The organism is Yersinia sp. 1652 StPb PI, from assembly GCF_041538345.1.
Classification (GTDB): Bacteria; Pseudomonadota; Gammaproteobacteria; order Enterobacterales; family Enterobacteriaceae; genus Yersinia; species Yersinia enterocolitica_E.
Genome location: NZ_JAULSM010000001.1, coordinates 1,380,632 through 1,396,913, shown reverse-complemented (window position 1 = coordinate 1,396,913; position 16,282 = coordinate 1,380,632). Strand labels below are relative to the sequence as shown.

The window sequence follows — 16,282 nt, the reverse complement described above, 5'->3', positions numbered from 1 at the left end:
ACCATGATTATTCCTGCGTTGGATTTGATCGAAGGCAAGGTGGTGCGTTTGCATCAGGGCGATTACGGCCAGCAGCGTGATTACGGTAATCACCCACTGCCTCGCTTACAGGATTATCAGCAGCAAGGCGCTCAGGTGTTACATCTGGTCGATCTTACCGGGGCCAAAGATCCGGCAGCCCGTCAGATCCCCTTGCTGCGCGAGTTACTGGCTGGTGTGGATGTCCCGGTGCAGGTGGGCGGCGGTATCCGTAACGAACAAGATGTGGTCGCACTGCTGGAAGCCGGTGCAACACGGGTTGTTGTGGGTTCGACAGCCGTTAAGCAGCCAGAAATGGTGCAACAGTGGTTTGAGCGCTATGGCGCTGAAGCCATTGTATTAGCGCTGGATGTCCGAATTAATGAGGCGGGCCGCAAACAGGTGGCTATCAGCGGTTGGCAGGAAAACTCAGATGCTACGCTGGAACAAATCGTCGAGCAATACCTGCCGTTTGGCCTAAAACATGTGTTGTGTACTGACATTTCCCGCGATGGCACCCTAAGTGGTTCCAATGTAGAACTGTATCAGGAAGTGTGCCAGCGCTACCCACAAGTGGCATTCCAGGCTTCCGGTGGTATCGGTTGTCTGGATGATATTGCCCGCCTGCGTGGCAGTGGTGTGCAAGGTGTGATTGTGGGCCGCGCGCTATTGGACGGCAAGTTTAACGTGAAGGAGGCGATCGCATGCTGGCAAAACGTATAATCCCTTGTCTGGATGTGAAAGACGGCCAAGTGGTCAAAGGCGTCCAGTTCCGTAATCACGAAATCATCGGCGACATCGTGCCACTGGCGCAGCGTTATGCACAAGAAGGTGCCGACGAGCTGGTGTTTTACGATATTACTGCGTCATCTGACGGCCGTGTGGTCGATAAAAGCTGGGTATCGCGGGTCGCAGAAGTGATTGATATTCCTTTCTGCGTGGCGGGTGGGATTAAAAGCGTTGAAGATGCCGGTCAGATCCTGACCTTCGGTGCCGATAAAATCTCTATCAACTCACCGGCGCTGGCAGATCCGACCTTAATTACCCGTTTGGCCGACCGCTATGGCGTACAATGCATTGTCGTCGGTATTGATACTTGGTATGACGCGGAAAGTGACAGTTATCAGGTTTATCAATTTACCGGCGATGAAAAACGGACCAAAGCCACCACCTGGCAGACCGAGGATTGGATCAAAGAGGTCCAGTTACGTGGAGCCGGTGAGATTGTGCTGAATATGATGAACCAAGATGGCGTGCGCAACGGCTACGATTTACGTCAGTTGAAACAGATGCGAGCCATCTGCCATGTTCCGTTGATAGCCTCTGGCGGTGCAGGTACCCCAGAACACTTCCTTGAGGCTTTCCGTGACACAGATGTCGATGGTGCGCTGGCAGCCTCGGTGTTCCATAAACAAATCATTAATATCGGCGAATTGAAAAAGTATTTGTCTGAACAAGGCGTGGAGATAAGAGTGTGTTAAGCGAACAACAAATTGCCCAACTGGATTGGGATAAAGTCGACAATCTGATGCCAGCCATCGTTCAGCATGCCATTTCCGGTGAAGTTCTGATGATGGGGTATATGAATCAGGCCGCACTGACGGTGACACAGCAAACCGGCAAGGTAACCTTTTTCTCTCGCACCAAACAACGTTTGTGGACCAAGGGCGAAAGCTCCGGTAACGTGCTGAATGTAGTGAATATCTATCCTGACTGCGACAATGATACCCTGCTCATTCTGGCTAATCCTGTTGGCCCAACCTGTCATTTAGGCAATAACAGTTGCTTCGCCCCGGCGGCCAGCGATTGGGGCTTCCTGTACCAGTTAGAGCAGTTATTAGCCTCACGTAAATCAGCCGATCCAGCCAGTTCTTACACCGCCAAGCTGTATGCCAGCGGCACTAAGCGTATCGCACAAAAAGTGGGGGAAGAAGGGGTAGAAACCGCCCTCGCCGCAACAGTGAATGACCGTGAAGAGTTGACCAACGAAGCATCGGATTTGATCTATCACCTACTGGTGTTGTTGCAAGACCAAGATTTGAATCTGAGTAAAGTGATTGGCCGTCTGCGCGAACGCCACGAGAAGTAATTGCCTGATTGCCTTTCTTATCAGCAAAAAAACGCCCTCGACTTAGCATCGAGGGCGTTTTTATTAGGGCAAACCTTTTAAATCAGCGACCACCTGTTCTTGCTAAGTTTGTCTTAACAGCAAGTCCATTCAAGGCGTCGCGAGCGAAAGTAGTTTGATTGCGGACAGCGCACAGTCACCGGAGCGTACACACAGTACGTGAGGATGACGAGCACTGCCCAATATCAAAATACGAACGCGCAGTAGCCGTTAACTTAAAGCCATTCGGTGTGGAACACGCCGTCTTTATCAGTACGCTTATAGGTATGCGCACCGAAATAGTCGCGCTGTGCCTGAATCAAGTTGGCTGGCAGTACGGCTGAACGGTAGCTATCGTAATAATTAATCGCCGCAGAGAATGTTGGTGTTGGGATACCGTTTTGAACTGCATAAGACACTACATCACGCAGTGCTTGCTGGTATTCATCAGCGATCTGCTTGAAGTAAGGTGCCAACAGCAAATTAGCAATATCTGCATTTTCTGCATATGCATCAGTGATTTTTTGCAGGAATTGTGCACGGATAATACAACCCGCACGGAAAATCTTGGCTATCTCACCGTAATGCAAATCCCAGTTATTTTCGTCAGAAGCGGCTTTCAGTTGAGAGAAGCCCTGAGCATAAGAGACGATTTTACCCAGATACAACGCACGACGGATTTTCTCGATAAATTCAGCTTTATCACCGACAAAAGGCTGCACTTTAGGGCCAGTCAGTACTTTAGAGGCAGCTACGCGCTGATCTTTCAGAGAAGACAAATAGCGAGCAAACACAGACTCAGTGATCAGTGTTAATGGCTCACCCAAATCCAGAGAACTTTGGCTGGTCCATTTACCGGTGCCTTTGTTCGCCGCTTCATCCAGAATCACATCGACCAGATATTTACCGGCTTCGTCTTTTTTGGTGAAGATATCTTTGGTGATATCAATCAGGTAGCTGTTCAGCTCTCCCTTGTTCCACTCAGCAAAGGTGCTAGCCAGCTCTTCGTTGCTTAAACCTAAAGACTGTTTCAACAGGGAATAAGCTTCTGCGATCAATTGCATGTCACCGTATTCAATGCCGTTGTGAACCATTTTAACGTAATGGCCGGCACCATCGGCACCGATATACGCCACACAAGCATCACCGTCATCAGCACGGGCAGCAATCTTCTCAAGGATAGGCGCAACCAGTTCGTAGGCTTCTTTCTGGCCACCTGGCATGATAGATGGGCCTTTCAATGCGCCCTCTTCGCCACCGGAAACACCAGTACCGATAAAGTTGAAGCCTTGCGCAGAAAGTTCGCGATTACGGCGGATGGTGTCTTTGTAATAAGTATTACCACCATCAATCAGAATGTCACCTTTATCCAGATGTGGAGTCAGTGAAGCGATAGTCTTATCAGTGGCTTCACCCGCTTTCACCATCAGCAGGATGCGACGCGGTTTTTCCAATGAATCAACAAACTCTTCCACGGTATAACTCGGCACCAGATTTTTACCTGGGTTCTCGGCAACCACTTCGTCGGTTTTGTCTGATGAACGGTTAAAGATAGAAACGGAATAGCCACGACTTTCGATGTTGAGCGCCAGGTTACGGCCCATCACCGCCATACCAACAACGCCAATCTGTTGTTTGGACATTAAAAAACTCCTGTCTGAAGGATGACACCTGTTACCGGCCTTGAGGCCAACAGGTTTTTGATGTGGGAAACATGTTAACTCAGGATTATGTCAGCTGGGTAGTGATTGGTGCGATAGATAGCACAACTGACCAGTTGCTGAATTGCATTCAGTAGAGTTAATCTTTTTTGTGCTACCTTTTCTGTTTATCCGCAAAAGCCCAAGACTTCATGGCTACAAAACTTAGTATTGGTACAAAAATAATAATCAAGGCGAAGCCAATTAAGTAGTGAAGTCCATAATATTTTGCTATAGATGACAATAGTAATGTCAAACCTAACGATAATAGAGATGCAAATAAAAATCTTAGATATAAGATAAATGAAATAGGTTTCTTAAAAGTTAAAATCGTATTCATAAAATATGAAAAAATATTTGCAAACATAAATGAAATAAAGTTAGACAGAACAACCTCAAGTTTAAAAATCTCGACAGTCAATACCAAAATAGAACCATGTATAATAGTGTTAATCCCACCAATCAATGCAAATTTAATAAATTGAGCGTGCTTGATAAAAAATTTAATATTCAATTATTAGAATACCTTTCTCACAATATATATCGGCCTATTCTTAACTTCTAAGAATATCCTACCTATATATTCACCTAATATCCCAATGCCAATAAGTTGAATACCAGTTGAGAACAAGACAACCACCATCAAAGATGCGTAACCTGGAGTATCAACACCTAAGAATACAGTTTTTAAAATCAAGTAAATAGAATACAAAAAAGCAAATAAGGAAATCACCCCACCAATATATGACCATACTCTTAATGGTACAGTACTAAAACTCGTAATCCCTTCTAACGCAAAATTCCATAGTTTCCAAGTATTAAAACTTGATTTTCCATACTCGCGGGGTTCGACTTTATACTCAACTGTTGTTGTTCTAAACCCTACCCATGCGAAAATGCCTTTCATAAATCGACTATTTTCTCTTAAAGTCCTAGTGGCCTCAACTACCTTTCGGTCCATTAAGCGAAAATCACCCACATCAGCGGGTATTTCTACGTGAGAAATCTTATTGCTAACTTTATAAAAAGTTCTTGCCGTCACTTTCTGAATTGCACCATCAGTATCTCTATCAATTCTTTTGGCGAGAACAACATCAAACCCATTTTCCCACTTTTCAAGCATGTCTAAAATTAGTTCTGGTGGGTGTTGCAAATCTGAGTCAATTGGTATAACAGCATCGCCATCTGCAAAATCTAATCCTGCAGTAACTGCGGCCTCTTTCCCAAAATTTCTCGAAAAATCAATTATCTTTACCCAGTGAAAAGTTTCTTTTGCGTGAAGCAGTTCGTCAAGAGTTCGGTCTTTACTTCCATCATTGATACAGACAACTTCTATATCATATTTCCCCATTATAGGGGAAAAAACTTGATTTATTCTTTCAAAAAAAGGGAATACGCCATTTTCTTCATTATAGAATGGTGCGATCAGCGTTATTTTCTTATTCTTAACTTCCATTAGGTGCCCTCACTCAATATAAGGATTATCTGCAAATATATGCAAAATCTACTTCGTTACATACTGGTGGTTTTTCTGCTGGGAATATTTTATTTAATACATCCATTTTTTGACTTTCTCCTTTCACAAAAATATAAGCAGAATTAGTCCGTGAAGATTGTTTAATTTCAGATTCTAAATTATCGCAAGTAGGGTTATGGCGCGATATATAACCAGTATTTAAATTTAAATTTCTATATGCAGCATATTTCATTACTGGCAATATAGTGTTATTGGGATCCCCTCCACATTTAAACTTTGGATATATATATAAGGTTTTCACATCATTCCCAATTACACCATCCCAAGCAGAATAATTAATTTTAGATATACTTTCACGCGATAATGTGTCTTTTAATTTTTTATAATGATTCTTTACATCCATAATTTGAAGCATAGTAATAGAAATCATAATTGCAATATAAATAATAGTTCTGTTTTTAAAATATTTATACAACATTAAAAAAGAAAAAATCACTATGCAATAACCTACGGGCCAAAAGAAACGTCCAGAAACTCGAAACTGCGAGGTTATAGAATCTAAAATAGCAGGATAATCAATAATCATAACTAACTGACTACCAAAATATACATTATCCGATAGTGAATATACAAAATAACCAAGCAGTAAAATCATCAACTGCCAGTTATTACGCAAGCAATGATTGTTATTGTCTTTTATCAAAAATAAAGATGCGAAAAAGGCTATAATTACCCCAAGGCCTAAATAATTAAATCCTTCATACTGACCTGGCATTATAGTCGCTTGTAGTTGAATAAATCTCCCACCAGTAAATGGAGATAAAAGATTCATAGAATAGAAACCGAACCCTGTATCTCTTGCTATTCCATCGGAAGGTAGTGGGAGTAAAAAAATAAATAGGCTAGCAGTCAAAGTAAGAAATGGAATTAAACACTTTAAAATGAGCCCTATACTGAACTTCTGTTTATTTGAAAATATAGCTGCAAAGTAGATTCCAGAAGCCATAACAAAAAGATAAATATTAATATAAAAAATAGAAACCAAAAGAATTGTCCATATGCCTATAGATAATTTTTTTTGTCTACGACCTCTGATATAAAGAGCTAACGAAAAAAGCAAAACCCAGTGGGACATTAAAGAAATATGCCCAATACGCGCTAGCAATGCTGGGTAGGTCAAAAATGTTAATAATAGTAATATAAAGAAAAGCCAAGAATTAACATTAAGTTCTTTTGTTATCCACCAAGCAGAAATTCCTTGTAACAGAAGACAAAGGGCAATCCAATATCCAAATGGATTGAATGGTGCAATGTTTTCAGGAAGTAATAACTTTAAAACAAATGAATATATTGGTATTGCATCAACGAAAGTAACTCTAGTTCCTTGAGGGTAATTTAGGCTATCAAAGGCGAGCAATGGGAAATTCCAAGGTGATGATAAGTACATATTAAACCCAGAAATATACTGAGTCACATCATCTACTTCACTCATCCAAAAGGATGAATCACCTATTATAAAATGCGGTCCATAAGTAGCTAAAATATACCCTATCGAAATTAATATAGCTAATATAGCTCCAGGGTATTTAGTCACATTCAATCTAAAGTTCAATTTTTTCTCCAAAAAATAAATCACATCAAAGCCCTTATCTATAAAATTAACAATTTAATATGATTAATTATATAATATTATGTCATATAACACTCTAATAACTTATGGCATTTAGCAAAAATGATTATCTGCCTTAACTACTAAAGATAGGTGCTGTATAACCATGGTTTAATTAGAATTAATGCCACACCTGAATTTACATTTCAGAGTCAAAAATAATGAAACATCAATTAATTATATAATGTGGATTTAGGGGGTCGATTATAATGTATAGACTATGAACCCCGCAATCAAAAAAGTATATAATCATATTCATCGTAATTATATTTTCAATATCACATACAAAAATCGATATTAAGTGTAAGGTATGTACATTTGAACTATCAATAGTAAAAAATACAAATCATCGCCCCCCAGTACGTTTAGCTACCCATAAACTCTTTCAACCAAGCCTTAAATTCTGCACCTTGTTTGGGGTGACGCAGGCCGTAGGCGACATAAGCCTGCATATATCCGAGCTTCTCGCCACAATTATAGGATTGGCCGGTTAATGCCACACCTTCGACTGGTTTAATCGCAGCCAGAGCATCAATGGCATCGGTCAGTTGGATACGGCCCCAAGCACCAGGCTTGGTTTTTTCCAGCATTGACCAAATATCCGCAGATAAGACATAACGCCCTACTGCCGACAGATTGGATTTGAGGTCAGCCGGACTTTGCGGTTTCTCAACCATTGCGTTAATTCGACTACTTTCACCCGGTGCCAGATCCGCTTTTTCACAAGAAATGACCGAATAGTTCGATAACGCCTCAGGTTCGACCGAGTGAACCAACACTTGGCTCGTACCGGTCTCTTCGAAACGTCTAACCAACTGAGCCAAATTATCACGGGTTAAATCCGATTTTGCGTCATCAATCAAGACATCTGGCAACAACACCGCAAATGGTGAGTCACCTACTAGCGGTTTGGCACACAACACCGCATGCCCCAAACCTTCAGGATGCCCTTGACGGATATGCATGATAGTCACACCCGGTGGACAGATAGATTGTACCTCATCCAATAGCTGACGTTTCACACGCGCTTCCAACATGGCTTCCAGCTCATAAGACGTATCGAAATGGTTTTCTACCGCATTTTTCGAAGAATGGGTTATCAGAATGATTTCTTTAATACCAGCAGCAACACATTCGTTGACCACATATTGGATCAATGGTTTATCGACAATAGGCAGCATTTCTTTTGGAATGGCTTTAGTCGCGGGAAGCATTCGCATACCTAAACCGGCAACTGGGATCACTGCTTTCAATTTGGTCATAATTAACCTACTGATTTCTTGAAGCGAATTTAAAATCTATTCCTACTCAGCCGCTAAGCTGAAGTTAGTCAATTTGCTGTTTCAGCCAGGCGGTAAAGCTCTCGCCCTCGGTGTTATGGCGCACGCCATAAGTGACAAAGGCTTTCATATAACCCAATTTGTCCCCGCAGTCGTGCGATTTACCGGTCATATGAAAAGCCTCAACATCCTCTTGCTCCATTAACATTGCAATGGCATCAGTAAGCTGAATTTCATCACCCGCCCCGCGTGGCGTTTTCTTCAGCAGCGGCCAAATGTCTTTTGACAATACATAACGCCCAACCACGGCAAGATTAGAAGGCGCATCAGCAAGTGAGGGCTTCTCTACCACTGCCGTCATTAGGGTACTTTCACCCGGAGACAAAGCCACATGATCACAATCAGCAATACCGTACTTGGAAACATCAGCTTTAGGCACCGGCTCCACCATAATCTGGCTACGCCCGGTCTCTTCAAAGCGCTTAATCATACTGGCAAGATTTTCTTTAGATAAATCTGCTGTTGAATCATCAAGTAAAACGTCTGGCAGCAGCACAATAAATGGGTTATCACCCACCATCGGTTGGGCACATAATACCGCATGCCCCAAGCCCTTGGCATGGCCTTGGCGCACTTGCATGATAGTGACATCCGGCGGGCAGATATTTTTAATCTCTTGCAATAGCTGCCGCTTAACACGTGATTCCAGTGCAGCTTCCAGCTCAAATGATGTATCAAAATGGTTTTCTATCGCATTTTTAGAGGAATGGCTGACCAGCACTATCTCTTTTACTCCGGCGACCACACATTCATTAACGATATATTGGATCAGAGGCTTATCCACCACCGGCAGCATTTCCTTTGGGATCGCTTTAGTCGCTGGCAGCATTCGGGTACCAAGCCCGGCAACAGGAATGACCGCTTTTAAACACTTCATTACTATGACCTCTTCAACTTTGGACAGCAAAACTTACAGGATTAACTCTATAATAATTAGTCAAATAATCTATGATTACTTATTATTCCTTTATCTTTGTACAAGCTTACATCAGAACGTCTTTGATTACATTCTTAAATGTATCAATAATCATTTCAACAAGTTATAGATTAATATCTTAGCTAAATCAAAATAGTAATAATGTCTTAGACTTTCTAGCAATAATGCTTACTTATCGATAATTTCATTATATAAGTCTATATAACTCGAAACCATTTTCTCGGAGGTGAAATTTTCTAAATAGCGATTTCGGGCATTTCGGCCAAATTTTTCTGATAACTCAATATCATCCCATAACTGATCCATCGCAGTTCTCAACGCGACAGGATCTGATGGGGGAACAACTAATCCAGTCTGTTGATCAATATTTATAAATGTCGTACCTGTACCAATCTCACTCGAAATTAGAGGCTTACCATACATCGCGCCCTCTAATAAGGTGATGCCAAAAGCCTCAGAGCGCAAATGTGATGGAAAGACTACGGCATAACAAAGTGATAGTAATGAAGCTTTATCTTCGTCAGATACGGCACCAAGAAAATAGATATTCTGTATATCTAATTTTTCCGCCTGTTTTTTTAATTCTGATTCAATTGGGCCAGCTCCGACAATCACAATCGGATAAGATGAATTTTTAGCTGCTTCGATTAGAATGTGAAGACCTTTATAATAACGAAAGGCACCAATAAACAGAAAAAAACGTGTTCCGAATTTATTTTTCCAGAAATCAATGCGTTCAGATAGTGGCGTTGGATATGAATCCTCATCTAAACCGTAAGGTATCACACTTACTTTTCGAGAGAATTTCTTTAAAGTTGCACTTGTGGCAACATAATTTGGCGATGCAGCAACAATTCGGGAAACACTACCAAGAAATAGGTTCATCAATGGTGTATATATCTTTAAAATATTTTTTTGCTTAACAATATCAGAATGATAACTAACAACCGTTGGTTTATTAATACCAGATATAAAGTGAACCATATCCATAAAAGGAAACGGAAAATGATAATGAATAATGTCAGCCTGCTGCGCCAATTTTTTGAAATCTTTAATCGCTTGAAAAGAAAAAGGAGTTGAGGCCGCTTCAAAATTTACAGGTGAACAATATACGGTATGTGTTCCTATTTTTTTATTTATAATACCACCACGCTTACTTAAAGAAAGCACTGTAGAATCGATACCTTTACTCGCTCCACCTTCACATAATTGAAAAATAACCTGTTCAATACCGCCGAAAGAATCTGGGTAATATGTTTTATAAAAATGCAGTACTTTTAGCATTATATTATTATACCTGCTTATAGGCTTTAATTGTTTCCTGAGTGCATCGCTTCCAGGAGAATGTACTAGCTCTGGCGAGCCCTGCTGCTATCGCCTTATTTCGCCAACCTTCATCCTGCAAACTTTTAACGATAGCGGTAGTCAGCCCCTCAACATCCAAGGCATCGCACATTAGACCCGACTCACCTATGACCTCAGGCAATGATGCCGCATTTGAACAAACGACAGGGATACCTGATGCCATAGCCTCAAGAACGGGTAAGCCAAACCCCTCATATAATGAAGGAAATAGAAATGTCCTTGCGCCAGAAAAAAGCAAAGGAAGATCATCCGAACTTAAATAGCCAAGGTATAATAACCAGCCTTGTTGTGTGGCTAATTCAAAACGGCGATGTAATGACTCACTGTTCCATCCAGAGAAGCCACATATTACCAAGGGATACCGAGAGCGAAGATCCAAAGGCAGGCGTTCATAAACATCAAGTAAGGTTGCAATATTTTTTCTTGGTTCGATAGTACCGGTAAATAATGTGTATTGTCCTGCAACCAAGTTCAAGCGGGTCATTAAATTTTGCAGAGACACATACTCTCGTGGATAAAATTCACCACTACTGGCTAACGGCGCTGAAACTATTTTTTCAACAGGGTAATCAAAATACTCGGCTAACTCTTTACGAGTAAATTCAGAGTCAGTAATTAAGACTTTCGCCCTTTTTATCGTGAGTAATAATTCTTTTTGCATATATCGTACACGATTTTCTGGATGGCACTGTGGCCATTTAAAAATCGAAAGATCATGAAAAGTTGAGACAGCATTATCAACTCGCGGGGGTAAATAAAAATTGGTGCTATGGTAAATAAAACCCTGGTAAGGTTTTAATGCCAAACTTTTTAGCCACGGAGCAGAAAGCCGATACAACTCACTCGCAATTGCACTATTTTTTACCGCAGTTTTTAACCCTGAAGTAGCACTCGACTCAGCCTTAACAGCAGGCAAATCCCGAGATATTTTTCTACCCTGTAAAAACAAGAGATCTGAGATATCGTCGTTGTTTTGCAGCTCTCGGGCTAACTCATATGTGTAGCGGCCAATACCCGTCAGTGGGTATTTAATAGAGTCAATAGAAAAAACCACTCTCATTATTTTCTTTCCAGCATCCAGCGTAGTGTTTGCTCTAATGGCGGCGTATTCCATCCATCAACAATACTTTGTAATTTGCTCGCATCACCGCATAACGTTTTTACTTCATTAGCACGAATAAAAGCTGGATTAACGCGAATTGATAGACTGTGTGAGGTTATTTCTTCGCATATCCTAATTACTTCACGTAATGAATAGGTTCTACCAGAGCAGACGTTAACAATCTCGCCAATAGGTTTGGCTGTTAGTAGTCCTAAATATGCTTTTACTAATGCTCTAACATCCGTAAAGTCACGCCATACGTCTAAATTGCCTAACTCTATTTCGTCGGCTTTACGTTTGAAGTGAGAGACTATTTTAGGCAATAAGAAATTATTTGATTGTCCGACACCGGTATAGTTAAAGGGACGAACAATGATAATCGGTAATTTTTCAGACCATAATTTAGCCATATATTCCATGGCTAACTTGCTGACGGCATAATCATTAGCAGGATTCACCACAGCTGTTTCACTCAACATACCAGCTTGAGTGTTACCATAAACATTAGCACTGCTGGCAAGCAAAACTGCGTCTATAGTAGACGCAACACTACTCAATGCGGCCAATAAATTCCTGGTACCAACAACATTGACATCATAAAAAGCGCCAGGATCTCCATGCCCGACAAATGCAATTGCGGCAAGGTGAATAACAAGATCCGGTCTTACCTGCTCAATAATAGAAGTAAGCCCGCTAGCATCAAGTAAATCCACTTGAAAATAATCAGGCTCATTTGAGGGCTGTGAACCTAAACCAAATACCCGGTAGCCGGCAGCGGATAACTCCGCTGCCATATAATGGCCCGTAAATCCCTGAATACCGGTGATCAGGGCACGTTTGCCATTCATTACCATCAGAATGAGAAACCTTGTTGATTACGACGGAGATCTTCTTCCACCATCATCTGGCAAAGTTCTTCTAATGTAGTTTTAGGCTCCCAACCAAGTACATCCTTGGCTTTTTGAGGGTTACCAATTAACAATTCAACTTCAGCAGGGCGGTAGAACTTCGGATTAACTTTAACTAAAGTGTTTCCTGTTTCAATGTCGATCCCAACTTCATTGTCATCTTTACCCTCAAATCGCAAATTGAAACCTGCAGCTTTAAATGCCATAGATACGAAATCACGTACAGTTTCGGTACGGTTGGTCGCCAGAACAAAAGTATCAGGAACATCTGCTTGCAGCATACGCCACATGCCTTCTACATATTCTTTGGCAAAACCCCAGTCACGTTTGGCATCCATATTCCCTAATTCAAGAATATCCAGTTTACCTAATTTAATTTTTGCGACTGAATCTGTAATTTTACGGGTAACAAACTCACGTCCACGCAGAGGAGACTCATGATTAAAGAGAATACCACTACAACCAAAAATACCGTAACTCTCACGATAGTTGATTGTCATCCAGTGCGCGTATAACTTAGCTACACCATAAGGACTACGTGGATAGAATGGAGTCTCTTCGATTTGTGGTATAGCTTGAACTTTCCCGAACATTTCAGAAGTAGATGCCTGATAAAAACGAATTTTAGTATTAACAATACGAATGGCTTCTAATAAGTTCAGTGGACCAATACCTGTAATTTCCGCCGTTGTTACAGGTTGATCGAAAGAAACACCAACAAAACTTTGAGCTGCAAGGTTATAAACTTCCGTTGCTTGTGTTGATTGCAACAAACGGATGCTAGCAGAAAGATCAGTGAGGTCATATTCGACTAAATGGAGATTAGGATGTTTGTCGATACCTAATTCTTCAATACGCCAGAAGTTTACAGAACTGGTACGGCGATAGGTGCCATAAACTTTATAGCCTTTCTCAAGTAACAATTCAGCCAGATATGCACCATCTTGACCTGTAACACCGGTAATTACTGCAGTTTTCATTCTAACCTCTGTTTTATTTATTAATAGTTTTTACTTGTTCAAAAATAGTCTCGGCAGATAAACTCCAAGAGTTAACTTTATAATAATTCCTTATACTGTTCTCTTTATCCACTAGTAATTCTTTGTTATAAATATACTTCTTAAGCGCTTCAGTCCAACCAACAACATCCCAAGGAGATATATACTCAATAAAGTCTCCTCCAGCTTCTGGTATAGAGGCTGCATTTGAAGCTAAGCAAAATTTTCCATATGCTAGACTTTCAGATACAGGCAGTCCCCAGCCTTCATACAACGACGGATATACACTGAAGAGGCTGTTTCTATACAAAAGTGAGAGCATGTTATCTTCAATATTATTGAAAATTTTAATTTTATCTTTTACTCTAGGGTCAAGAGCAATATCTTGAAGAAAGTCATGAACTCCCCAACCTGGCATACCTACAAATACGAGTATAGGTAAATTCTCACACTTTTCCTCTATTAGATTGATATATGCCTTATATAAAGTTTCATGATTTTTTCTTCTTTCAACTGTTGACACAAAAAGAATATATTCACTATTTTTAAGATCAGCTGGTAATTCCATTACTTCATTATTTTTCAAATTAGGTAAATCACATCCCAATTGTATAACATTTAACTCAGGAATTGGTGTACCCATTTCAACTAAAAGTTCACGGAGATCTTTTCTGGAACAGTCTGAGATACATAATATTTTATCAGCACACCACGCCACATTTGAAAAATAATGCCTAAAGGCAGCTGAAACATTACCGACACAAAGGTGAGGCAGTTTCACTGGAATTACGTCATAGCAAAATAATATAACGTTTAAAGAAAACTCTTTTTTAAGAGAATATAAATAGGTTAAATCTTTCTGATCCCAATCTAGTCCTAAGGATAAATAAACATCATTCGCTGCAAAAGGAGAATCTCTTTCTAATTTATTGGCTTTAGCTTTTACATTAGAAGAATTTTTTTCATGTTTAGCGAAGAGTTCTTTTAGACCAGCCTTCAGGTGCCTTGCACTACCAAGAAAATATCCAAAAGCACTTTTTTTTCTGACAAGAAACGAATGTAAGGAAGATGAAATAGAACGAGGTAGTTTGGAGTTATACTTCAAAAATAAAGTCTTTAGCCTCTGTTCAAATCCTATTTTAGATGCATCGTCAATTAATATTGATTTTTTTTGATACTTAGAAAAATTAGCAAAATAGGAGTTTACAGTATCCCGACTAACTTCATAATACCCGACGAGAGGATCATATACACAGAATTTTATATCATTATCAGTTTGTCCAATAGCATATTTTGCACATTCAGCTTCAACTCTAATTATTCCAACAGCAGGACGATTCCATTTACTAATAGTAGTAACGTCCATCCAGATAGATGACATTTATTTTCCCTCAATTACTTTTTTTACAGTTTGTGGAATAATCTGAAGGCAATGTTCCCAAAGTAAATCATCTAGGTTATTCGGCTCTTCAGTTGTAGTGCATTGCGATTTATCGTTTAAGATAGACCTGATAGATGAAGTAAAATCCTGACTATTATGACAAATTTTTATTTTATCAAGATCTTTATAACGCTCATAGCCTCTTAATGCTGTTTCAGTGGCAATAACATATTTTTTCGAAAAAATAGCTTCTGCCGTTTTGATATTAGATCCACCACCATGTGGGATTGGTAAAAGAAAAGCCGTTGCAAGTTCCTTTACTGCAGCCAAATCTTCATCTGAGAGCATATAAAGTAACTGAAGCCTACTTTTATTTATACTATTGTAATCAGTATCAACTAATTGACCGTAAAGACTTTCGCACACACTGCCAACAACGACAAGTTTGGAGTCTGGAGGTATACAAGCTAAAGAATCACCGATACAGGCTTTAAACCCCGTAAAGTTAGGGGGGTGTCCGCTAGCCACATACAAAATCCAAGGGACCATTGGTAGTTGACTTCGCCAATAATCTAGTCGGTCCTTTGCCGCTGTCCATTTTGAAATTCCATTTCTGGCAAGAATTACATTCTGTGCACCATAAGTAGATAATACATCTAAATCATTTTCTGTTACAGCACATACAATATCAGCTTGTTGAGTTGCACTAATTTCTAATTCTTTTATTTTTTGGATAATAGATTCAGCTTCGTTGATTGAATAACTTTCTAAAATATCTTTTTTAAGTATCCATTCAATATTTTGTGAACCATATATTAATATAGGTCTTCTAACAAAAAATTCACTAATTAATCGCTCAGTTAAAGGCCATAACCAAGGCTGCTCAACATGTATAACATCAATATCTTTAGGTATTATTTTTATCAGTTTATCAAAAAAATCCCTATCTTTAGATACATATTCGCCACATTGAAGATCAGTAATAAGTGGAACTAATTTTCCATCAAATTTCCTATAAGGTGAATTAAAATCAAAAGGTAGATCATGAGAATCAACATCACTTTTAGGATAGTTTTCAGGCTCGTATAAAGCAAAATTTATTACGTCAAAACCATTACTTTCATATGCCTTTTTAATATTAGCTAATCTTATCTGTCCCCCATGCCGTGGTTTGACTAACGGATATGTACTTAACAAAAGCACCTTACTTTTCATATTTACCTTCAAATCATAACTGATTTTTATGAGAATACTCATTTCAAAAAAATAGAGCCATCTTG

The 16,282-nt window shown here is 39.9% G+C and carries 15 protein-coding genes; 3 read left to right on the top strand and 12 right to left on the bottom strand.

Going from position 1 to position 16,282, the window contains the following annotated elements:
* Positions 1–3 precede the first annotated feature (3 nt).
* The 3 genes from hisA to hisIE are packed head-to-tail and all read left to right on the top strand — an operon-like array spanning position 4 to position 2,107.
* Positions 4–741: a 1-(5-phosphoribosyl)-5-[(5-phosphoribosylamino)methylideneamino]imidazole-4-carboxamide isomerase gene (gene hisA, locus Q2T71_RS06350; RefSeq protein ID WP_005187731.1), complete on the top strand. Its 738-nt coding sequence runs from the start codon at positions 4–6 to the stop codon at positions 739–741.
* Positions 723–1,499 carry an imidazole glycerol phosphate synthase subunit HisF gene (hisF, locus tag Q2T71_RS06345; protein ID WP_083159333.1) on the top strand — a complete coding sequence of 259 codons (777 nt, stop codon included), beginning with the start codon at positions 723–725 and terminating at the stop codon, positions 1,497–1,499. Before hisA ends, hisF begins: the two co-directional genes overlap by 19 nt.
* Positions 1,493–2,107, top strand: a complete 615-nt coding sequence (hisIE, locus tag Q2T71_RS06340) for a bifunctional phosphoribosyl-AMP cyclohydrolase/phosphoribosyl-ATP diphosphatase HisIE (RefSeq protein WP_372558472.1) — start codon at positions 1,493–1,495, stop codon at positions 2,105–2,107. Before hisF ends, hisIE begins: the two co-directional genes overlap by 7 nt.
* Positions 2,108–2,361: 254 nt before the next feature.
* Here hisIE and gndA read toward each other — a convergent pair whose 3' ends face one another.
* The 12 genes from gndA to Q2T71_RS06280 form a co-directional block, all read right to left on the bottom strand.
* Complete coding sequence (gndA, locus tag Q2T71_RS06335) at positions 2,362–3,768, bottom strand: NADP-dependent phosphogluconate dehydrogenase (protein WP_372558471.1); 1,407 nt, start codon at positions 3,766–3,768, stop codon at positions 2,362–2,364.
* 172 nt (positions 3,769–3,940) lie between these two features.
* The gene (locus Q2T71_RS06330; protein ID WP_372559860.1) at positions 3,941–4,291 is read right to left on the bottom strand and encodes a GtrA family protein; all 351 of its coding nucleotides are present in this window, start codon (positions 4,289–4,291) and stop codon (positions 3,941–3,943) included.
* 51 nt (positions 4,292–4,342) lie between these two features.
* Positions 4,343–5,281, bottom strand: coding sequence for a glycosyltransferase family 2 protein (locus Q2T71_RS06325; RefSeq protein ID WP_372558470.1), 939 nt, complete (start codon positions 5,279–5,281; stop codon positions 4,343–4,345).
* Positions 5,282–5,306: 25 nt separating this feature from the next.
* Positions 5,307–6,938 carry a DUF6311 domain-containing protein gene (locus tag Q2T71_RS06320; protein WP_372558469.1) on the bottom strand — a complete coding sequence of 544 codons (1,632 nt, stop codon included), beginning with the start codon at positions 6,936–6,938 and terminating at the stop codon, positions 5,307–5,309.
* A gap of 398 nt (positions 6,939–7,336) precedes the next feature.
* The gene (galU, locus tag Q2T71_RS06315; protein ID WP_372558468.1) at positions 7,337–8,233 is read right to left on the bottom strand and encodes a UTP--glucose-1-phosphate uridylyltransferase GalU; all 897 of its coding nucleotides are present in this window, start codon (positions 8,231–8,233) and stop codon (positions 7,337–7,339) included.
* A gap of 64 nt (positions 8,234–8,297) precedes the next feature.
* A complete protein-coding gene (gene galU / locus Q2T71_RS06310; protein WP_372558467.1) occupies positions 8,298–9,188 on the bottom strand; it encodes a UTP--glucose-1-phosphate uridylyltransferase GalU in 891 nt (296 codons plus the stop codon).
* A 228-nt stretch (positions 9,189–9,416) separates the two neighbouring features.
* The gene (locus Q2T71_RS06305) at positions 9,417–10,532 is read right to left on the bottom strand and encodes a glycosyltransferase family 4 protein (protein ID WP_372558466.1); all 1,116 of its coding nucleotides are present in this window, start codon (positions 10,530–10,532) and stop codon (positions 9,417–9,419) included.
* A gap of 7 nt (positions 10,533–10,539) precedes the next feature.
* Entirely contained in the window at positions 10,540–11,673 is a 1,134-nt protein-coding gene (locus Q2T71_RS06300) for a glycosyltransferase family 4 protein (protein ID WP_372559859.1), read from the bottom strand.
* On the bottom strand, positions 11,673–12,563 hold the full coding sequence (locus Q2T71_RS06295; RefSeq protein WP_372559858.1) for a GDP-mannose 4,6-dehydratase: 891 nt from the start codon (positions 12,561–12,563) through the stop codon (positions 11,673–11,675). The genes Q2T71_RS06300 and Q2T71_RS06295 overlap by 1 nt, the downstream gene beginning before the upstream one ends.
* A 5-nt stretch (positions 12,564–12,568) precedes the next feature.
* The gene (gene gmd, locus Q2T71_RS06290; RefSeq protein ID WP_372558465.1) at positions 12,569–13,603 is read right to left on the bottom strand and encodes a GDP-mannose 4,6-dehydratase; all 1,035 of its coding nucleotides are present in this window, start codon (positions 13,601–13,603) and stop codon (positions 12,569–12,571) included.
* A gap of 13 nt (positions 13,604–13,616) precedes the next feature.
* Positions 13,617–15,002, bottom strand: coding sequence for a glycosyltransferase family 4 protein (locus tag Q2T71_RS06285; protein WP_372558464.1), 1,386 nt, complete (start codon positions 15,000–15,002; stop codon positions 13,617–13,619).
* The gene (locus tag Q2T71_RS06280) at positions 15,003–16,217 is read right to left on the bottom strand and encodes a hypothetical protein (protein WP_372558463.1); all 1,215 of its coding nucleotides are present in this window, start codon (positions 16,215–16,217) and stop codon (positions 15,003–15,005) included.
* Positions 16,218–16,282 lie beyond the last annotated feature (65 nt).